The organism is Klebsiella sp. JN_Kp126 (assembly GCF_033843325.1).
Lineage (GTDB): Bacteria > Pseudomonadota > Gammaproteobacteria > Enterobacterales > Enterobacteriaceae > Klebsiella > Klebsiella michiganensis.
In genome coordinates, this window is sequence record NZ_JAWXQV010000050.1 from 56035 (window position 1) to 75424 (window position 19390).

The following is a 19390-nucleotide window of genomic DNA, read 5'->3' on the forward strand; positions in this document are numbered from 1 at the left end:
GTATTTCTGAGTTGTTTTGATTATGCACCATGTTGTCTCAGCTACCACTAATCCCGCCAAAATTCAGGCAATTCTGCAGGCTTTTAACGAGATCTTCGGCGAAGGATCCTGCCACATTGAGTCCGTCTCCGTCGAGAGCGGCGTGCCGGAACAGCCTTTCGGCAGCGACGAAACGCGCGCTGGCGCACGAAACCGCGTGGCTAACGCGCGTCGCGCGCAGCCCAATGCTGACTTCTGGGTCGCTATTGAAGCCGGCATCGATGAGGGCAGCACCTTTAGCTGGGTGACGATCGAGGACGGCAGCCTGCGCGGCGAAGCGCGCTCGGCGACCCTGCCGCTGCCGCAGGTCATTCTTGAAAAAGTCCAGGCAGGAGAAGCGCTGGGGCCGGTGATGTCTCAGTATACCGGCATCGATGAAATTGGCCGTAAAGAGGGCGCTATCGGCGTATTTACGGCCGGAAAACTGACGCGCAGCAGCGTTTATCATCAGGCCGTCGTGCTGGCGCTAAGCCCGTTTCATAACGCTATTTATCGTTAACGTTAATCAACGCCTGCTCCAGCCACAGACGCAGCTCCGGCGGGGCTGACTTCAGGCTGTTCGAACCGCGGGTAATGGTGGCGATCCCGGCGCCGAGCTCGTTTTTCAGCTCGCGCTGGCTCATCTCGCCGCGCAGCAGCTCTTCAATAATACGCACCCGCGTGCCCAGCGCCTCGCGCTCGTCGGGCGTCAGCATGAGCTGTAAAAGCGGCAGATGGAGATCGTCGGCGTACGCCTGCTGCAGGAGGGCAACAAATCGCAGCCACTCCTGATGACGCTGTTCGGCCACCGCCGCTGAATAGGGGGATTGTTGGGTCATGTTACGCCACCTGTCGAATGTACTCACTAACGAGTACAAAGCATAACATACTTCTGTCCGGACTCTACGGATTTCGGGCAACATCGCGAAATACGATGTTGCCCGACGACGGCGATATTAATAGCGCAGCTTCCACTCCGCATCGCTCAGCAGCGTCTCTTTCTGGTCCATAAAATAGCGATAGTAGGCGTCATAGGACAAAACGTTTTTCACGTAGCCGCGCGTTTCAGAGAAAGGAATGCTCTCAATAAACGCCACCGCGTCAATGCGTCCACCGCTGCTGCCCCGCCAGGTACGCACCCGCCCGGGACCGGCGTTATAGGCCGCGGAGGCGAAGATACGGTTATTGCCAAACTGCTGATAAACATACTGCAGATAGCTGGTACCAATGTTGATGTTCATTTCCGGATCGAGCAGCTGCGATGGACCGCTATAGCCGGGAATACTGAACATGCTCACCGTATGCGTTGCCGTCCCCGGCATAATCTGCATCAGACCGCGGGCGCCAACCGGTGAACCGGCTTTCGGGTTCCAGGCGCTCTCCTGACGCGCAATGGCCATTGCGTAGCTTTGCGGAATATCTTTACCGCTGATATAGCGGGTAAAGAGGTCGTTATAGGCCAGCGGGAAACGCTCTTCCAGCTGATCCCACAATTTGCCGGCGATGGTGGCCTGGACGCTGAGATCCCACCAGTTCTGATTAAACGCGTAACGAGCCAGCTGCGCCTGCTGGTCTTTGGTCTTGCTGGTGACCAGATTGGCCCACTCGCTGCGGGCGGTGTTATCCATATTCCAGTACATCAGTTCGCGCACCCGCGCCATTTCCGGCCCCGAGGTCAGCGCCGGATCGAGGTTCGCTGGCGCTTTATCGATGCGGAACCTGTACTCCTCGCCAAGGCGCTGCGCGGCGACCATCGGATAGAAGCCGCGCTGCTGCATCAGCGAGCGGAGAATATCTTTCGCTTCGTCATCGCGCCCGCGCTCCAGCAGCAGATCGGCCTGCCAGTAGCGCCATTCGTCCTTCTCTTTCGCCTCCATCGGCAAGCGCGCCAGCCAGGTGTTCAGGCCCCGGCGGTCCCCAAGGCCCAGCGCCATACGTACCCGGCGCTCCACCAGCGAGGTGGATTGCGAACGCATGATGGCATCGTCGCGCCAGATGGCCTGCTCTTCGGTCACGTCGCTGCCCATCAGGCGCCAGGCGACGATGTCCCGCAGCTCCTGAATCTGATCTTCATTGAGCTGCTGCGCCTGCGCTAATGAGGGGATCATCAGGCGCGCATTTTCCACATCCTGCCGCGCAACGCTGGCAAACGCGACCGCCGCCATCTGGCGGGTAAAATCCGTCGCGCCGGTTGTCCGGGCGAACGTCATCACGCTATTGGGATCGTTAGCCAGCGCGATGACCGCCGTCGAAATCGTTTGATAATCGGCAGGCATCTGCTGGGCCAGGACCCGCACCAGGCTGGTATTGCCCGCTTTCATCGCCAGGCGAATGCGTTCAAGGTAGGCCAGCGGATCCTGCTGGCCGGAGGCGCGCCAGGCGCCAAACAGCTGATCACAGGCGTTTGGCTGACTTTTGCCGCTCAGCCACAGCGCTTTGGCGCCGTCCCAGGCCTCCTGAGCCTGGCCGACGTTCCACTTCGCATAGTAGTAATTGCACTGCGCCTCGGTGCCGGTCGGCTTATCCGGACTGAAGGCCAGCAGGCCGCGCCAGTCGCTACGGCGCGCCAGTTCATTGACGAACCGTGATTTCAGCGAGCGCGCGGGAGGCAGCGTCGGGTTGGCGGCGATAAAGTTGGTCACCACCAGCGCCGGCTGGTTCATCAGATCGTCGGTAATCTGCCGGTACTGGAGATAAGGATAGAGCGGATAGGTCGTCAGGGTGGGCATCAGCTGATTGACGACGTCCATTTGTCGACTGTCCCACGCCTGTTTAATTTGAGCATAGCGGCTGCGCTGTTCATCCAGTGAATCCGCATGCGCCAGTTGGCTTAACGTCAGCAGACTTACGCCGGCGGCCAGAAGACGCCACGTCACAGTTTTGGCTTTTTCCACAAGCTCTTCCTCTATTCAGATACACCACAGCAGCATCATGCCGCGGGCAAAAATTTCAGGTATTACGTAGATATGCTAATCAGACAACGCGAATCGCGCCACGTCCCGGACATTTTTTTACGCTTTTGTGAATCCCATCGCCTCGCTGGGATTAAAGCGCGAAAAAGGCTACACTTCGCCTTTGAAAACTATTCACTACCCTACTCAAAATCATTCTGGCTGCATCAAGCGAGCCTGAGGGATGAAGAGTATATAAAAGAGGCGAAGTCCAACGTGGCTCAATTCGTTTATACCATGCATCGTGTCGGCAAAGTGGTTCCGCCGAAACGTCATATTCTGAAAAATATCTCCCTGAGCTTTTTCCCTGGCGCAAAAATCGGCGTTCTCGGTCTGAACGGCGCCGGTAAGTCTACCCTGCTGCGCATCATGGCCGGCATCGATACCGATATCGAAGGCGAAGCCCGTCCGCAGCCGGGCCTGAAAATCGGCTATCTGCCGCAGGAGCCGCAGCTCAATCCGGAGCAGACCGTACGTGAGTCGGTTGAAGAAGCGGTGGCCGAAGTGGTCAACGCCCTGAAAGGTCTGGATGAGGTGTACGCCAAATACGCGGAGCCGGATGCCGACTTCGACAAGCTCGCCGCTCAGCAGGGCAAGTTCGAAGAGATTATCCAGGCGCACGATGGCCATAACCTGAACGTCCAGCTTGAGCGCGCGGCGGATGCCCTGCGTCTGCCGGACTGGGACGCGAAAATCGCCAACCTGTCCGGCGGTGAGCGCCGCCGCGTCGCGCTGTGCCGCCTGCTGCTGGAAAAACCAGACATGCTGCTGCTCGATGAACCGACTAACCACCTGGATGCAGAGTCCGTCGCGTGGCTGGAACGCTTCCTGCACGATTTCGAAGGCACCGTCGTGGCGATTACCCACGACCGCTACTTCCTCGATAACGTCGCCGGCTGGATCCTTGAGCTTGACCGCGGCGAAGGTATTCCGTGGGAAGGCAACTACTCCTCCTGGCTGGAGCAGAAAGATCAGCGTCTGGCGCAGGAAGCTTCTCAGGAAGCGGCGCGCCGTAAGTCAATCGAGAAAGAGCTGGAGTGGGTCCGTCAGGGCGCGAAAGGCCGTCAGTCTAAGGGCAAAGCCCGTCTGGCGCGCTTTGAAGAGCTTAACAACGTCGAGTACCAGAAGCGTAACGAGACTAACGAACTGTTTATTCCGCCAGGCGCACGTCTGGGCGATAAAGTGGTTGAAGTCAGCAACCTGCGTAAGTCCTACGGCGACCGTCTGCTGATTGACGACCTGAGCTTCTCGGTACCGAAAGGCGCTATCGTCGGCATCATCGGCCCGAACGGCGCGGGTAAATCCACCCTGTTCCGCATGATGTCCGGTCAGGAACAACCTGATGCCGGTTCAATCACCTTGGGTGAAACCGTCAAGCTGGCCTCCGTCGATCAGTTCCGCGACGCGATGGACAACAGCAAAACCGTATGGGAAGAAGTTTCCGGCGGGCTGGATATCATGAAGATTGGCAACACCGAGATGCCGAGCCGCGCCTACGTGGGCCGCTTTAACTTCAAAGGCGTTGACCAGGGCAAGCGCGTTGGCGAGCTGTCCGGCGGTGAGCGCGGTCGTCTGCACCTGGCGAAGCTGCTGCAGGTGGGCGGTAACGTCCTGCTGCTCGATGAGCCCACCAACGACCTGGATATCGAAACCCTGCGCGCGCTGGAAAACGCCCTGCTGGAGTTCCCGGGCTGCGCGATGGTTATCTCGCACGACCGCTGGTTCCTCGACCGCATCGCGACCCACATTCTGGACTACCAGGATGAAGGTAAGGTGGAGTTCTTCGAAGGTAACTTTACCGAATACGAAGAGTACAAGAAACGCACCCTCGGCGCCGATGCGCTGGAGCCGAAGCGTATAAAGTACAAACGTATCGCGAAATAAAAGCAAAAGGGCAACGCAGGTTGCCCTTTTTCGTGTTTGCCCCCTCTCCCGCCGGGAGAGGGTTGTAGCCCGGCGCAGGCATTCATGCGGCATCAGGCCGCAGAAGGCCTATCCCTGCTCGCCCATCATCTCTTTCACCAGCTCCACGCAGCGCAGGAAGCGGGCATCGTAGTCGGCCTCTTTTACATGCACAAAATCTATCTCGTTTTCCTTGAGCAACGACACCAGCAGCGTCTGAAACTCTTTGCGGTCCACCGAGCTGCCAAGGCTACGCAAACCATCCGCCACCCACGGCGTGTTGTTTTCCAGCAGGATGACCAGGTCAAAACGATACTCGTCGATCAGCGCCTGCACAAAGGGGTGTTCCCGCCCTTCGTACTTGAGACAGAACGCCTGGGTGCTGACAAAGTCCGTGTCGATGAACGCCACCTTGTTGGCATACTTCACCGCGAAATCAATATACTGCGCGTGGCCGAGGGCAATCTTGTCGTAGTCGGAATATTGCAGCGCCATCTCATCGCCGCCGAGGTGCGAAAAGACGTAGTCGCGGCCATACTCCCAGGCACTGGTGGTATTAAAGATATTGGATAGCTTATTCACCAGCGTCGACTTACCGCTCGATTCACCGCCCAGGATCGCCACCGTGCGCACGAAAAACGGCTTCACTTCGGTAGGAATATATTCCCAATAGCGGAACGGGTTTTCACGAATCTGCCCGCCGCTGATGTTCATAAAGGTGCGTTTAGGATCGATGAGTACGGTTTCAATTCCCAGATGATCCAGATACTGCGGCGCGTCGCCCTCTTCCGAGGTGTAGATCCAGTTAGGCTCAATGCCCTTCTCGTTCATAAAGGCGCGGATCCCGCGGCTCCAGACGTCCCAGCCGTGCGGATAAGGTTCCATCCCCTCTTCATTGAAGGCGTGGATGCGGATATTTTTCTGGTACTTGAAGGTCTGCAGCAGCCAGCGCAGGCGATCGGGCACGGTCGGCTGCTGCGACATCGCGCTCTTTTCAAACAGCTCGCGGTCGCGGGGATCGTCGTAGCCCATAATGATGTGCAGCTCATCGACCTGGCTACAGGCGCGCTGAATCAAATAGATGTGGCCGGTATGCAGCGGGTAAAACTTACCAAATACCACGCCAACGCTTTTTTGCCGACGCGGAAACTCCAGCCCGAGAAACCGGTGCAGCGCTTCCAGCTTCTGCGCGCTGGGGCTTTTAATTTTCGCGTTCAGCAGCTGGCTCAGATAGCCTTTTGTCATCCCGCTGGCGTCAGCTACCTGCTGTAGCGTACACCCCTTCTGCTTAATGGCGCTTTTTAAATAGTCAAATGACGACATCGCGAGTCTCCTTTTAACTTATTATAAGTCGTCAAAGACGCTAAGTGCGTCCGCAAGCTTTTTCACGCCAAAGATTTGCATCCCTTCCGGCACTTTTTTCGGCACATTGGCTGCCGGAACAATCGCCCGACGAAAACCATGCTTAGCCGCTTCTGAAATACGCTCCTGGCCGCTCGGCACCGGGCGAATCTCGCCTGCCAGACCCACTTCGCCGAAAACCACCAGGTCCTGGGGCAGCGGACGGTCGCGCAGGCTGGAAACCATCGCCAGCAGCAGCGCCAGATCGGCGCTGGTTTCGGTGACCTTCACCCCACCAACCACGTTGACGAAGACGTCCTGGTCGGCCATCTGCAGACCGCCGTGACGATGCAGAACCGCCAGCAGGATCGCCAGACGGTTCTGCTCCAGCCCCACCGCCACGCGGCGCGGGTTGGACATCATCGAGTGATCGACCAGCGCCTGGATCTCCACCAGCAGCGGTCGCGTGCCTTCCCAGACCACCATCACCGAACTGCCGGAAGTCACTTCGTCACCGCGGCTCAGAAAGATAGCCGAGGGGTTGCTCACTTCACGTAGCCCCTGCTCGGTCATGGCGAATACGCCCAGCTCGTTGACCGCGCCGAAGCGGTTTTTATGGCTGCGCAGGGTGCGGAAACGAGAATCGGCGTCGCCGTCGAGCAGCACGGAGCAGTCGATACAGTGCTCCAGCACTTTCGGCCCGGCCAGCGAGCCGTCTTTGGTCACGTGGCCGACCATGACGATAGCCACGCCGCGCGTCTTGGCAAAGCGCGTTAAATAGGCCGCCGTTTCGCGCACCTGGGCCACGCTGCCCGGCGACGACTGTACGTCGGCCATATGCATCACCTGGATGGAGTCGATAACCATCAGCTGCGGCTTTTCTTCATCGGCAATCTGGCAAATCTGCTCAATGCTGGTTTCTGACAGCATATTGAGGTTAGCCGTCGGCAGGCCTAAACGGTGAGCGCGCATCGCCACCTGCTGAAGCGACTCTTCCCCGGTGACGTAGAGCGTTTTCATACCTTCGGCGAGCTTACACAGGGTTTGCAGCAGCAGAGTCGACTTACCCGCGCCGGGGTTGCCGCCGATCAGAATCGCGCTCCCCGGCACCACGCCGCCGCCGAGCACGCGGTCAAACTCTTTAAAGCCGGTCGAAAAGCGCGGCAGCGCTTCGAGGCTGATATCGGAGAGCTTCTGCACTTTCGATACGCCGGCATTACCGGCATATCCTGACAGACGTTCGTTTCTTGCCACCTGGGGCGAAGCGGCAATGCGCATCTCGGTTATGGTATTCCAGGCATGGCAGGCGCTGCACTGCCCCTGCCAGCGCGGATAATCCGCACCGCATTCATTACAGACAAATGCGCGTTTTGGAGCTTTCGCCACGTTAACCTCTTACTTTTGATTCATGCTGCCGGAGAGAATACAGAATACCCCCATCAGGTCAGCGTGGCGGATTGTCACTTCCGCCAGTTCATTAACTTTGGGCTTAGCATGATAGGCGATGCCGAGCCCTGCCGCTTTAATCATCGGCAGATCGTTTGCGCCATCGCCAATGGCGACGGTTTGCGCCGGCGGGATCTCATACTTTTCCGCCAGTTTACGCAGCGTATTGGCTTTGTATTTCGCATCGACGATATCGCCAATAACGTTGCCGGTCAGCTTACCGTCCATGATCTCCAGTTCGTTGGCGACCACCGCGTCGAGATGCAGCTTGTCGCGCAGATACTCGGCAAAGAAGGTGAAGCCGCCGGAGGCGATCGCCACTTTCCAGCCGAGCGTTTCCAGCTTCAGCACCAGCTGGGTCAGGCCCGGCATCAGCGGCAGCGTTTCCCGCACCTGCAGCAGAATATTGGCATCGGCATCTTTCAGCGTCGCCACCCGCTGGCGCAGGCTGGCGGTAAAATCAAGTTCGCCGCGCATCGCGCGCTCGGTCACTTCAGAGACCAGCTCGCCGGTACCGGCCAGTTTGGCGATTTCATCAATGCACTCAATCTGAATCGCCGTCGAGTCCATATCCATGACCAGCAGCCCCGGCGTACGTAAATGCGGGATTTTACCCAGCGGCGCGACGTCAAAACCGGCCTCATGGGCCAGACGGGTCGCTCGTAGCGTTAAAGAACCAGCCAGCCGAATCACCTGATAGTCGTCAACCGCCCAGGAGGCAACAATCACCAGGGCCGCCCCCAGTTCTCGCTGCCACTCGGTCAGGCGACGCTTGTTAAGACCGCGGCCATACAGCAGCCAGCCGCTGCGTCCGGCGTGATAATCCAACGGCATGACCTCATCACCGCTCAGGGAAAGCGGCAATCCAGGCCACTGGGAAACATCTTCAGGCAGGTCGCACCAGGTCAAACTGTTTGGCATCACGGCTCCACATAACTTCATTCAGGCGAGGAAAATAACGCATGAGGCTACCTTGTAACCAGCGCTTCTGGCAACATTAAGCTGCAAATTTTCAAAGGTGGAATATGGTACGCGCAAAACTTAAATTCCGGCTGCATCGCGCGGTGATTGTTCTGATCTGTCTCGCGCTCCTCGTCGCCCTGATGCAGGGGGCCTCATGGTTCAGCCAGAACAGCCAGAAGCAGCGCAATCCGCAGCTGGAAGAACTGGCCCGCACGCTCGCCCAGCAGGTCACGCTCAACCTGGCGCCGCTGATGCGTAGCGAAACGCCCGACGAAAAGCGGATTAGCCAGCTGCTGGATCAGCTTACCCATAAAAGCCGGATCCTCGACGCCGGCGTATATGACGAACAGGGCGACCTGGTGGCGCGTTCCGGCGAAAGCGTCGAGGTACGCGATCGGCTGGCGCTGGACGGTAAAAAAGCCGGCGGCTACTTCAACCAGCAAATCGTCGAACCTGTTGAGGGTAAAAACGGCCCGCTCGGCTACCTGCGCCTGACGCTGGATACCCATACCCTGGCCACCGAAGCGCAGCAGGTCGATAATACCACCAATATCCTGCGTCTGATGCTGCTGCTATCTCTGGCCATCGGCGTCGTCCTGACGCGCACCCTGCTGCAGGGTAAACGTACCCGCTGGCAGCAATCGCCTTTCCTGCTCACCGCCAATAAGCCGGTGCAGGATGAAGATAAAGATGAATCAGAATAAGGAAATCGCCATGTCCACGCTGCGCCTGCTGCTCTCCGACTCTTACGACCCTTGGTTCAATCTGGCGGTTGAGGAGTCTATTTTTCGCCAGATGCCCGCGACTCAACGGGTGCTGTTTCTGTGGCGCAATGCCGATACGGTGGTCATTGGCCGCGCGCAGAACCCGTGGAAAGAGTGCAACACCCGACGTATGGAAGAAGATAACGTGCGCCTGGCCCGTCGCAGCAGCGGCGGCGGCGCGGTATTCCACGATCTGGGCAATACCTGCTTTACCTTTATGGCCGGCAAACCGGAGTACGATAAAACCGTTTCCACAAATATCGTGCTGACGGCGCTGAATGCGCTGGGCGTAGCGGCGGAAGCCTCGGGCCGCAACGATCTGGTGGTCAAAACCGCCGAAGGCGACCGCAAGGTCTCCGGTTCCGCCTATCGCGAAACGATGGATCGCGGCTTTCACCACGGTACGCTGCTGCTGAACGCCGATTTAAGCCGCCTGGCCAACTACCTCAATCCCGATAAGAAGAAGCTGCAGGCCAAAGGCATTACCTCCGTGCGCGGACGGGTAGCCAATCTGGTCGAGCTGCTGCCGGGCATTACCCATCAGCAGGTTTGCGAAGCGATTCAGGAGGCGTTCTTCGCCCATTACGGCGAGCGCGTGGAGGCCGAAGTGATCTCTCCGGAGAAAATGCCGGACCTGCCGAATTTTGCCGCGACCTTTGCCCGCCAGAGCAGCTGGGAGTGGAACTTTGGCCAGGCTCCGGCCTTCAGCCATCTGCTGGATGAACGTTTTACCTGGGGCGGCGTAGAGCTCCATTTCGACGTCGAAAAAGGCCATATCACGCGCACGCAGATTTTTACCGACAGCCTCAACCCGGCGCCGCTGGAAGCGCTGGCCGCCAGGCTGCAGGGATGCCTCTACCGCGCGGATATGCTGCAGCAGGAGTGCGATGCATTACTCGTGGATTTCCCGGAGCAGGAGAAAGCGCTGCGGGAGCTCTCGGCATGGATTGCCGGCGCGGTACGCTAACGTGCGGTCACCCCGGCCCTCTCCCATAGGGAGAGGGCGGAAGAGATGATTACTCTTTATCGCCCAGCAGAACGGATTCCAGCGCGATTTTAATCATGTCGTTGAAGGTCGTCTGACGTTCAGCGGAGCTGGTCTGCTCGTGGGTACGGATGTGGTCGGAGACCGTGCAGATGGTCAGCGCTTTCGCACCAAATTCCGCCGCGACGCCGTAGATGCCGGCCGCTTCCATTTCCACGCCCAGGATGCCGTATTTTTCCATCACGTCGAACATTTCGCCGCCGTCCGGCGCATAGAACAGGTCAGCGGAGAAAATGTTGCCCACGCGAGCGTCAACGCCCAGCGCTTTTGCCGCGTCAACCGCGTTACGCACCATGCCAAAGTCGGCAATCGCCGCAAAGTCGTGGTCCTTAAAACGCATACGGTTAACTTTAGAGTCGGTGCAGGCACCCATGCCGATAACCACATCGCGCAGCTTAACGTCCATACGCACCGCGCCGCAGGAGCCGACGCGAATGATTTTTTTGACGCCGAAGTCGGTGATCAGCTCTTTTGCGTAAATGGAGCAGGAGGGGATCCCCATGCCGTGACCCATAACGGAAATTTTGCGGCCTTTGTAGGTACCGGTGAAGCCCAGCATACCGCGCACGTTATTCACTTCGCGGACATCTTCAAGGAACGTTTCTGCAATGTGCTTCGCGCGCAGCGGGTCGCCAGGCATCAGCACAACGTCAGCGAAATCGCCCATTTCTGCGTTAATGTGTGGAGTAGCCATCGTTAAATCCTTCTGAATGTTTTACCTGATGGCGGCTATGCCTAATCAGGTCGACAAAAAAGGCCCGGCGAGCGAGGCTCACCGGGCAAATAATCACAGCATGTTTTTGCCGTATTCCATCGGAGACGTACCGAAGTACGTTGCCAGGGTCTGGCCAATATCGGCGAAGGTTTCGCGGTGACCCAGCGAACCCGGCTTCACTTTCGGGCCATAGATCAGCACCGGAATGTGCTCGCGGGTATGGTCGGTACCGGTCCAGGTCGGGTCGCAGCCGTGGTCGGCGGTCAGGATCAGAATGTCATCCTCCCCGACCAGTTCCATCAGCTCCGGCAGACGGCGGTCGAACAGCTCCAGCCCTGCGGCATAGCCTGCAACGTCGCGGCGGTGGCCCCAGGAAGAGTCGAAGTCCACGAAGTTGGTGAAGACGATGGTCTCGTCTCCCGCTTCTTTCATCTCTTTGATGGTGGCGTCAAACAGCGCATCCAGGCCGGTCGCCTTCACTTTTTTGGTAATGCCGCAGTTGGCATAGATATCGGCGATTTTACCGACCGAAACCACCTGGCCCTTTTTCTCGTCGACCAGCTTCTGTAGCACCGTCGGCGCCGGCGGCTCAACGGCCAAATCGTGGCGATTACCGGTGCGCTGGAAGTGACCGGCTTTGTCGCCGATAAACGGACGCGCGATAACGCGACCGATGTTGTAGCCGCCTTCGGTCAGCTCTTCACGCGCGATTTCACACAGCTCGTACAGCTTATCGAGACCAAAGGTCTCTTCATGACAGGCAATCTGGAATACCGAGTCAGCGGAGGTATAGAAAATCGGCTTGCCGGTTTTCATATGCTCTTCGCCCAGCTGGTCGAGGATAACGGTACCGGAAGAATGGCAGTTGCCGAGGTAGCCCGGCAGGTTTGCGCGCTTAACCAGTTTATCCAGAAGTTCCTGCGGGAAGCTGTTTTCATGCTCGGGGAAATAGCCCCAGTCAAACAGAACCGGCACGCCGGCGATTTCCCAGTGGCCTGACGGGGTGTCTTTACCGGAAGAGAGCTCATGCGCCCATGCGTAGGCGCCGATAACGTCCGCGCTGCCGTCCATACCGGCGGCAATTTTACCGGTAGAACCCTCATGGGCTTTAACCAGCCCCAGACGGGTCAGATTCGGTAGATTGAGCGGGCCTTTGCGGCCGTTGTCAGCCTCGCCTTTGGCGCAGGCTTCTGCAATATGGCCCATGGTGTCTGAACCGACGTCGCCAAAGCGATCGGCGTCTTCAGTCGCACCGATGCCGAATGAGTCCAGCACCATAATAAATGCACGTTTCATATTATTCTCCGTACCTTTTGCGCTGCAAAAAAGCGATCAGATCAGTATATAACTATTCGGTGATACGACGATAGACCGTCGGCGTCATTTCAGGCGCTTTATCGTCAAGTTTAATGGCCGCTTTCACGGCTTTGGCCGCTTCCTGCCAGCTGTTTTCATCTTTAGCATGGATAACCGCCAGCGGCTGCTGCGCGTCGATACGCGCGCCGAGGCGAACCACGTCGGTGAAACCGACGCTGTAATCAATCAGATCCGATGCCTGACGGCGACCGCCGCCCATTGACACCACCGCCATGCCCAGCGCGCGGGTGTCCATTTCGGCGACAAACCCTTCGCCTTCGGCATAGACGGCTTTGCTCAGCATCGCGGCCGGCAGATACTTATCGTAGTTTTCCACGAAGTCGTTCGGCCCTTTTTGCGCCGCCACCATCCGGCCGAAGACTTCTGCGGCTTTACCGTTATCCAGCACCGCCTGTAGCTTCGCCCGCGCGTCTGCGTCATTCTGCGCCAGCTTGCCGGAAATCAGCATCTCGACGCACAGCGCCATCGTCACCTCAAGCAGCCGCGGATTGCGGTACTCGCCGGTGAGGAACTGCACGGCTTCACGCACTTCCACCGCATTACCGGCGCTGGAAGCCAGCACCTGGTTCATATCGGTTAACAGCGCGGTCGTCCGCACGCCGGCGCCGTTGGATACCCCGACGATCGCTTCGGCCAGCGCGGCGGAAAGCTCATAAGTAGGCATAAAGGCGCCGCTGCCGACTTTGACATCCATCACCAGCGCGTCCAGGCCTTCCGCCAGCTTCTTGGCGAGAATGGAGGCGGTGATCAGCGGGATAGAGTCCACCGTTGCGGTGATATCGCGCGTGGCGTAAAAACGTTTGTCCGCCGGCGCCAGAGAGCTGGTCTGCCCGATAATCGCGACGCCGACATCTTTAATGATTTCACGGAAGCGGCTATCGTCCGGGAAAATATCGAACCCAGGAATCGCTTCCAGCTTGTCGAGCGTACCGCCGGTGTGCCCGAGACCGCGCCCCGAGATCATCGGGACATAGCCGCCGCAGGCCGCAACCATCGGCCCCAGCATCAGCGAGGTCACATCGCCTACGCCGCCGGTGGAGTGTTTATCGACGATGGGGCCATTAAGGTTAAGATGCTTCCAGTTCAGAACGGTTCCTGAATCCCGCATCGCCATGGTCAGCGAAACGCGTTCCGGCATAGACATATCGTGGAAAAAAATGGTCATCGCCAGCGCGGCGATCTGCCCTTCTGAGACGCTGTTATCGCGGATACCGTTGATGAAAAAGCGAATTTCTTCATCGCTCAGCGCATGACCATCACGTTTTTTACGAATAATTTCTTGTGCGAGAAACAAGATAACCTCCCGGGGAAAGAGTCAAAGACCAACCGCAGGCCGGACAGCATCCGGCCTTGAGGTCGGCAAATTACGTTTTAGTAGCTGCTGGCGCTCTTACCATCGCCGTGACCCAGCGCTTTCAGCAGGCTTGCCAGCAGGCTGGAGGCGCCAAAACGGTAGTGGCGAGAGTCGGCCCAGTCGGCACCGAACAGCTCATCAGCAATCGCGAGGAATTTTTTCGCGTCTTCTGCGCTACGCACGCCGCCTGCTGGCTTGAAGCCGACGCTCTGCTGAACGCCCATATCGCGGATGACCTCCAGCATGATGCGCGCGCTTTCCGGGGTCGCGTTCACCGGAACTTTACCGGTAGAGGTTTTGATGAAGTCGGCGCCGGCTTTGATGGCGATTTCAGACGCTTTACGAATCAGCGCTTCTTCTTTCAATTCGCCGGTTTCGATAATCACTTTCAGCAGCACGTTTGCTGCCGCGCAGGCTTCTTTACAGGCTTTCACCAGGTCAAAACCGACCTGTTCATTGCCCGCAATTAGCGCACGGTAAGGGAACACGACGTCAACTTCGTCAGCGCCGTAAGCGATCGCCGCGCGGGTTTCCGCCAGCGCGATATCAATATCATCGTTACCGTGCGGGAAGTTGGTCACCGTCGCGATACGAATATCCGGGGTACCTTGCTCGTTCAGCGTTTTACGCGCGATCGGGATAAAGCGCGGGTAGATGCATACTGCAGCAGTATTCCCTACCGGTGTTTTGGCCTGGTGACACAGCGCGATCACTTTTTCATTGGTGTCGTCATCATTCAGGGTGGTCAGGTCCATCAGTTTCAACGCGCGCAGGCTGCTTGCCGTTAAATCAGTCATTTCATACTCCGACGGCGTAGTGCCGTTTTAAAGTTTGTTCACCTTGCGAGTCTGTTACTATTGTAACATTCCCTCGCCGCTACACTTCGATACACATCACAGTTAATGAAAACTAATTACTAATTTGCATTACTGTATAGTGATACAAATCACATAACAAAGCCTAATCCGTGCTCTTCCAACGCCAGACTCTCTTTAAGCATAATCAGGAATCGCCACTCCGAATCAATGTTATTATTATAACACCATCAGGCAACAAGCCACGATACCGACACGGGCATTTTGTGCGAAAAAAGGCCATAAAGATCATTACATTTTGATAAATAAAGAATTATATAATGATAGGATTTTAACATTCTGAAGTGAGAACCCCACGACGGCAATGCCGCGGGGTTCTTAGCGTGCAAGAGGGCGTTACAGCGCGAGGAATACGCCCGCTATCGTGGCGCTCATCAGGTTAGACAGCGTCCCCGCCGCCACGGCCCGCATACCCAGTTGGGCAATTTCCTGACGGCGATTAGGCGCCATGCCGCCCAGTCCGCCAATCAGGATCGCAATGGATGACAGATTGGCAAAACCGCACAGGGCAAACGAGATGATGGCCTTGGTGTGAGTTGAAATCACCTGCAAACCGGCGGCAGCGACCTCGGCGTCGGCTTTCAGGTATTCACCGAAATTCATATAGGCCACAAACTCGTTGATAATCAGCTTCTGGCCGATAAACGAGCCGGCAACGGTGGCTTCATTCCACGGCACGCCAATCACCCACGCCAGCGGCGAGAAGACCCAGCCGAGGATCATTTGCAGCGACAGGTCCGGATGGTTAAACCAGCCGCCCACGCCGGAGAGAATACCGTTAACCAGGGCAATCAGCGCGATAAACGCCAGCAGCATCGCCCCGACGTTAAGCGCCAGCTGCATCCCGGAAGCCGCGCCGGACGCGGCGGCATCCAGCACGTTCGCCGGCGCCTGCGGATCGGCGTCGTTTTTGTCCATCGCCGGGTTGTCCCGGGGCTGCTCGGTTTCGGGCACGATAATCTTCGCGAACAGCAGGCCGCCCGGCGCCGCCATAAACGAAGCGGCAATCAGGTATTCCAGCGGTACGCCCATCTGCGCGTAACCGGCCAGAACGGAGCCCGCAACCGAGGCCAGGCCCCCGCACATCACGGCGAAGAGCTCGGAACGGGTCATGGTGGCGATATATGGACGCACCACCAGCGGCGCTTCGGTCTGGCCAACGAAGATGTTCGCCGTGGCAGAGAGCGATTCCGTGCGCGAGGTTTTCAGTACCGCGCGCAGCGCCCCGCCGAGAATGCGGATAACAAACTGCATGATGCCGAGGTAATAAAGCACGGCGATCAGCGATGAGAAGAAGACGATGACCGGCAGGACGCGCAGGGCAAAAACAAACCCGCCGCCGCCGAAGACTTCAAACATCTTGTCGGAAACCAGCCCGCCAAAGATAAAGCCGATCCCTTCATTGCCGTAAGCAATCACGTTGGCAACGCCGTTCGACATGGCCAGCAGCGCGGTGCGCCCGGCCGGCACGTAGAGAATTAACGCGCCGATCCCCACCTGGATAATCCAGGCGCCGAGGACGGTACGCAGGTTGATGGCTTTTCGATTACTGGAGAGGAGCACAGCGATGGCTAACAGCACCACCATGCCGATAAGTCCCATGATAATTTGCATACAGAGTCCCTGTGTATTGAGAGTTCAGCCTTAAAACCCCGCGATTATAACGGCATGAAACCATCATGCTCATTTCAGCTCACACATTTTAAGCAAAACAATGAGATAAAAAGGCAGGAATGAGACACAGGTCACTCAACAAAGCGCTGCGGAAGCGCAAAAAGCGCATTTGTATTATCAATCAGGGTATTCGCTATCTCTTCCGCGGGCTCCGGGCGTAGTTCACATAAGGTGGAGAAGACGCGAGCCGCCCGTTCTGGCCTGTTCGGCTGCCCCTGGAAACCGTTCAACGGCATATCCGGCGCATCGGTCTCCAGCAGCAGCGCCGAAAGCGGCAGCTGCGCGATCACATCGCGGGTCTTACTGGCGCGCGGATAGGTAATGGTGCCGCCAACGCCAATCTTGTAGCCCAGCTGCACAAATCGCTCCGCCTGCTGAAGGCTACCGGCAAAACCGTGCACTACGCCGGTTCGCGGTAAAGCGTGCTTTTTCAGCAGCATCGCCAGCTTGTCGTGAGTGCGTCTTGAGTGGAGGATCGCCGGCAAATCGTAGCGTTTCGCCAGCCGCATCTGCGCCTCAAATACAGAAACCTGACGTGCAAATTGCGGATCTTCCCGATAGAGATCGAGACCGATCTCCCCAACCGCGACCAGCTTAGCGTCGCGTTTCGCCAGGCAGGCTTCAAGCCGTTCAAGACTCTCTGCGCTATGCCGTTCAATCGCTATCGGATGGAGGCCTAAGGCGGCGTAGAGCTCATCATATTTCTCCGCCAGCGCTAACACGCGGGCGAAGTTATCCGCTTCTGTCGCAGGTACCACGATCTGCGTCACGCCAGCCTCCGTCGCCCGGGCAATGCTGGCGCTTTCGTCGCCGGTGAAAGGGGGAAAATCGAAATGGCAGTGGGTATCAATAAATCGTAGGGTCACGCCAGGTCCTCATTTTCAAAGCTGGCATCATTGGCCTGCACCGCCGCGATGACCGGCGCCTGAGGGATCTCATTGGCCACCGGCGCTGGCGGAATAACGACCGTTTTCGGTACCGCAATACGCGGCGCATGGCGCAGCAGCGGCGGTCTGTCGGCCAGCAGTTTACCGACGGTAGCGAGAAAGTAGCGCCCGCACTGGCGTCCGGTCTTGTAGTCCTCCAGCAACGCCGGAAGACGGCTGCCTAACGCCATACTCCTCAACGGCTTCTGCGGATAAATTTCCAGAATTCTCAGCTTACCCGGCGGTTTTTCAATGAACTCTTGCGTGGAGCGATAGGTGGTTTCGTGATGCTGCACCAGATTCACAAACGGCTGCAGACTACTTTCGCCAAGCCAGCGCTCCATCCGTTTAAACCACTGCGGCGTGTAGTACATCTGGGACGGAACGGTGCGGATCACCACGATGGTTTGCGCCCCTCGGCGGGCCGCTTCCTGTACGGGGATCGCATCGCTGACGCCGCCGTCAAGATAGCTCACGCCATCCAGCAGCACGCCGCTGCGGTAAAAACCGGGAATGGCGCTGGAGGCGCGAATCAGGTCAAGCCAGGTCTGCTGAGTGGGGGAAAAGTAGTTTGGCGTGTAATCATCGCCGCGACAGGCGCACATCCAGAACTCTTTTCCCTGAGCAAAACAATCTTCAGCATAGGCCATCGCCAGCGGCATCTTTTTCGAGGTGGTGTCGACCAGCCAGTCAAGATCGATAAGATTCCCGCCGCGCACAAAACGCATCGGGTCGAAAAACTCGCGGGCGGTGGTGTAGCGGGTGATCACTTTGCGGGCATAGCCGGGCTGGTTGCACAGATAGGCCGAGAGATTTTGCGCCCCGGCAGAGGTACCGAACATCATGTCGAACGGGTTGAATCCCGCGCGCATAAATTCGTCCAGTACCCCGGCGGTAAAAATCCCTCTCTGCCCCCCGCCTTCGCACACCAGTGCGAGCCTGCCCGGCTGGAAGGGTTTAACAGATAACGGCGTAATGTTGCCCAACGTAACGGGAATTCGCTGCCCCACCCTGCTTTCCTGTCTGGCTTATTATAAAAACAAAGGTAACGCAATTTTTAACGCCCTGAAACTGAGAAAGCCAGTCACATTGACTGGCTTTATGTAAGACGGTATTTCACGCGTTAACGTCTAGGGACGCCGACGGCCGGTGAACAGGCTGACCAGGAACAGGATAATACCGACAACGAAGACAATTTTCGCAGCCCAGGCAGCGGTACCCGCCAGGCCACCAAAGCCCAGAGCGGCGGCAATTAACGCGATCACCAGAAAAATAATGCCCCATCTAAACATACGTCTCTCCTTACCATAGTTAATGACGGTCGATTTTCTGCGCACTCAGGCCGCGCATACACAACCCTGTGGTGCTACACATCCTGCGGAAAGACCGCAGAATAAATTTTTTTAGTGAATAGATTTATTTGACGCTAAGGTCATTCTTCACGCTTTTGACGCCGGAAACGGCTTTCGCAATACCTTCCGCCCGCTCCGACTGCTTACTGGACTCTACCGTACCGGATAAATGTACAACGCCATCGGTGGTCTCAACCTTCACGTTACGCGACGGAACGATATCGTCAGCCAGTAATTTCGCTTTGATCTCGCTGGTCACCGCCGTGTCGCCGGCGTAGCCCTTCAGCGAAGCAGATTTTTCGTTCTGTACGCTAAGCTTGTCGTTAACGGAGGTCACGCCTTCAACCGCTTTCGCTACGCTAAGCGCCTGCTTATGCTGCTCTGAACTGTCAACCGTACCGCTTAACGTGACGACTTTGTTTTCAGTTTTCACAGAGATATCGGTGCTGCGAATATCTTTATGATCGATCAGCGCCGCTTTCACCCTGGCGGTGATGGTGCTGTCGTCCATAAAATTCCCGACTTTGTTCATCGAATTATCGACGGCTTGCCCGGCATTGCTTGCTGCAGATTTTGCGCTATCTGCGGTCGAGTTTTCCGCATACGCCGAAGCGCTGATTATTGCTGAGCCCAGGAAGAGGGCCAGGAGTGTCTTGCCGCTCTTAAGTTTTGTCATCGTTGTTCCTC

18 protein-coding genes are annotated in these 19390 nt (G+C 57.4%); 4 read left to right on the top strand and 14 right to left on the bottom strand.

Annotation, left to right across the window (positions count from 1 at the left end):
• Positions 1-22 precede the first annotated feature (22 nt).
• Positions 23-538, top strand: coding sequence for an inosine/xanthosine triphosphatase (yjjX, locus tag SIK97_RS09185; RefSeq protein ID WP_014837357.1), 516 nt, complete (start codon positions 23-25; stop codon positions 536-538).
• Here yjjX and trpR read toward each other — a convergent pair.
• On the bottom strand, positions 525-857 hold the full coding sequence (gene trpR / locus SIK97_RS09190) for a trp operon repressor (protein ID WP_004098417.1): 333 nt from the start codon (positions 855-857) through the stop codon (positions 525-527). The genes yjjX and trpR overlap by 14 nt on opposite strands.
• Positions 858-974: 117 nt before the next feature.
• Positions 975-2912: a murein transglycosylase gene (gene sltY / locus SIK97_RS09195; RefSeq protein ID WP_057173130.1), complete on the bottom strand. Its 1938-nt coding sequence runs from the start codon at positions 2910-2912 to the stop codon at positions 975-977.
• A 273-nt stretch (positions 2913-3185) separates the two neighbouring features.
• Here sltY and ettA point away from each other — a divergent pair, with 273 nt between their 5' ends.
• Positions 3186-4853 (top strand): energy-dependent translational throttle protein EttA, encoded by a 1668-nt coding sequence (ettA, locus tag SIK97_RS09200; RefSeq protein ID WP_014227837.1) that lies wholly within the window; start codon positions 3186-3188, stop codon positions 4851-4853.
• A gap of 108 nt (positions 4854-4961) precedes the next feature.
• On the opposite strand, the gene nadR is transcribed toward ettA, so the two are convergent.
• From nadR to serB, 3 genes are read right to left on the bottom strand one after another with little or no spacing between them, the layout of a single operon-like run.
• Complete coding sequence (gene nadR, locus SIK97_RS09205; RefSeq protein WP_004098414.1) at positions 4962-6194, bottom strand: multifunctional transcriptional regulator/nicotinamide-nucleotide adenylyltransferase/ribosylnicotinamide kinase NadR; 1233 nt, start codon at positions 6192-6194, stop codon at positions 4962-4964.
• A gap of 21 nt (positions 6195-6215) precedes the next feature.
• On the bottom strand, positions 6216-7598 hold the full coding sequence (gene radA / locus SIK97_RS09210) for a DNA repair protein RadA (protein ID WP_004098408.1): 1383 nt from the start codon (positions 7596-7598) through the stop codon (positions 6216-6218).
• Between the two features lie 9 nt (positions 7599-7607).
• Positions 7608-8579 carry a phosphoserine phosphatase gene (gene serB, locus SIK97_RS09215; RefSeq protein ID WP_014227836.1) on the bottom strand — a complete coding sequence of 324 codons (972 nt, stop codon included), beginning with the start codon at positions 8577-8579 and terminating at the stop codon, positions 7608-7610.
• A gap of 104 nt (positions 8580-8683) precedes the next feature.
• Between serB and SIK97_RS09220 the strand changes: the two genes are divergently transcribed.
• The gene (locus SIK97_RS09220) at positions 8684-9325 is read left to right on the top strand and encodes a YtjB family periplasmic protein (RefSeq protein WP_048262666.1); all 642 of its coding nucleotides are present in this window, start codon (positions 8684-8686) and stop codon (positions 9323-9325) included.
• A 10-nt stretch (positions 9326-9335) separates the two neighbouring features.
• A complete protein-coding gene (lplA, locus tag SIK97_RS09225) occupies positions 9336-10352 on the top strand; it encodes a lipoate--protein ligase LplA (protein WP_014227834.1) in 1017 nt (338 codons plus the stop codon).
• Between the two features lie 49 nt (positions 10353-10401).
• Here lplA and deoD read toward each other — a convergent pair whose 3' ends face one another.
• The 9 genes from deoD to osmY all read right to left on the bottom strand — a co-directional run bounded on the left by deoD (position 10402) and on the right by osmY (position 19379).
• Positions 10402-11124 carry a purine-nucleoside phosphorylase gene (gene deoD / locus SIK97_RS09230; protein WP_004098401.1) on the bottom strand — a complete coding sequence of 241 codons (723 nt, stop codon included), beginning with the start codon at positions 11122-11124 and terminating at the stop codon, positions 10402-10404.
• Between the two features lie 93 nt (positions 11125-11217).
• The gene (gene deoB, locus SIK97_RS09235; protein ID WP_057173129.1) at positions 11218-12441 is read right to left on the bottom strand and encodes a phosphopentomutase; all 1224 of its coding nucleotides are present in this window, start codon (positions 12439-12441) and stop codon (positions 11218-11220) included.
• Between the two features lie 52 nt (positions 12442-12493).
• On the bottom strand, positions 12494-13816 hold the full coding sequence (deoA, locus tag SIK97_RS09240; protein WP_057173128.1) for a thymidine phosphorylase: 1323 nt from the start codon (positions 13814-13816) through the stop codon (positions 12494-12496).
• A 77-nt stretch (positions 13817-13893) separates the two neighbouring features.
• Entirely contained in the window at positions 13894-14673 is a 780-nt protein-coding gene (gene deoC / locus SIK97_RS09245) for a deoxyribose-phosphate aldolase (protein WP_057173127.1), read from the bottom strand.
• A gap of 414 nt (positions 14674-15087) precedes the next feature.
• Positions 15088-16365 (bottom strand): NupC/NupG family nucleoside CNT transporter, encoded by a 1278-nt coding sequence (locus tag SIK97_RS09250; protein WP_014837350.1) that lies wholly within the window; start codon positions 16363-16365, stop codon positions 15088-15090.
• Between the two features lie 131 nt (positions 16366-16496).
• Positions 16497-17291 (bottom strand): metal-dependent hydrolase, encoded by a 795-nt coding sequence (locus SIK97_RS09255; protein WP_057173126.1) that lies wholly within the window; start codon positions 17289-17291, stop codon positions 16497-16499.
• Positions 17288-18361: a patatin family protein gene (locus SIK97_RS09260; RefSeq protein WP_032747842.1), complete on the bottom strand. Its 1074-nt coding sequence runs from the start codon at positions 18359-18361 to the stop codon at positions 17288-17290. Before SIK97_RS09260 ends, SIK97_RS09255 begins: the two co-directional genes overlap by 4 nt.
• A gap of 120 nt (positions 18362-18481) precedes the next feature.
• The gene (locus tag SIK97_RS09265) at positions 18482-18643 is read right to left on the bottom strand and encodes a DUF1328 domain-containing protein (RefSeq protein WP_003856556.1); all 162 of its coding nucleotides are present in this window, start codon (positions 18641-18643) and stop codon (positions 18482-18484) included.
• Between the two features lie 124 nt (positions 18644-18767).
• Positions 18768-19379, bottom strand: coding sequence for a molecular chaperone OsmY (osmY, locus tag SIK97_RS09270; protein WP_014227828.1), 612 nt, complete (start codon positions 19377-19379; stop codon positions 18768-18770).
• Between the last annotated feature and the right edge of the window lie 11 nt (positions 19380-19390).

Bases quoted from the DNA above. Each gene is read 5' to 3' on its own strand.
- yjjX (WP_014837357.1), top strand. From the start codon at position 23: ATGCACCATGTTGTCTCAGCTACCACTAATCCCGCCAAAATTCAGGCA.
- trpR (WP_004098417.1), bottom strand. From the start codon at position 857: ATGACCCAACAATCCCCCTATTCAGCGGCGGTGGCCGAACAGCGTCAT.
- nadR (WP_004098414.1), bottom strand. From the start codon at position 6,194: ATGTCGTCATTTGACTATTTAAAAAGCGCCATTAAGCAGAAGGGGTGT.
- serB (WP_014227836.1), bottom strand. From the start codon at position 8,579: ATGCCAAACAGTTTGACCTGGTGCGACCTGCCTGAAGATGTTTCCCAG.
- SIK97_RS09220 (WP_048262666.1), top strand. From the start codon at position 8,684: ATGGTACGCGCAAAACTTAAATTCCGGCTGCATCGCGCGGTGATTGTT.
- lplA (WP_014227834.1), top strand. From the start codon at position 9,336: ATGTCCACGCTGCGCCTGCTGCTCTCCGACTCTTACGACCCTTGGTTC.
- deoD (WP_004098401.1), bottom strand. From the start codon at position 11,124: ATGGCTACTCCACACATTAACGCAGAAATGGGCGATTTCGCTGACGTT.
- deoB (WP_057173129.1), bottom strand. From the start codon at position 12,441: ATGAAACGTGCATTTATTATGGTGCTGGACTCATTCGGCATCGGTGCG.
- deoC (WP_057173127.1), bottom strand. From the start codon at position 14,673: ATGACTGATTTAACGGCAAGCAGCCTGCGCGCGTTGAAACTGATGGAC.
- SIK97_RS09250 (WP_014837350.1), bottom strand. From the start codon at position 16,365: ATGCAAATTATCATGGGACTTATCGGCATGGTGGTGCTGTTAGCCATC.
- SIK97_RS09265 (WP_003856556.1), bottom strand. From the start codon at position 18,643: ATGTTTAGATGGGGCATTATTTTTCTGGTGATCGCGTTAATTGCCGCC.
- osmY (WP_014227828.1), bottom strand. From the start codon at position 19,379: ATGACAAAACTTAAGAGCGGCAAGACACTCCTGGCCCTCTTCCTGGGC.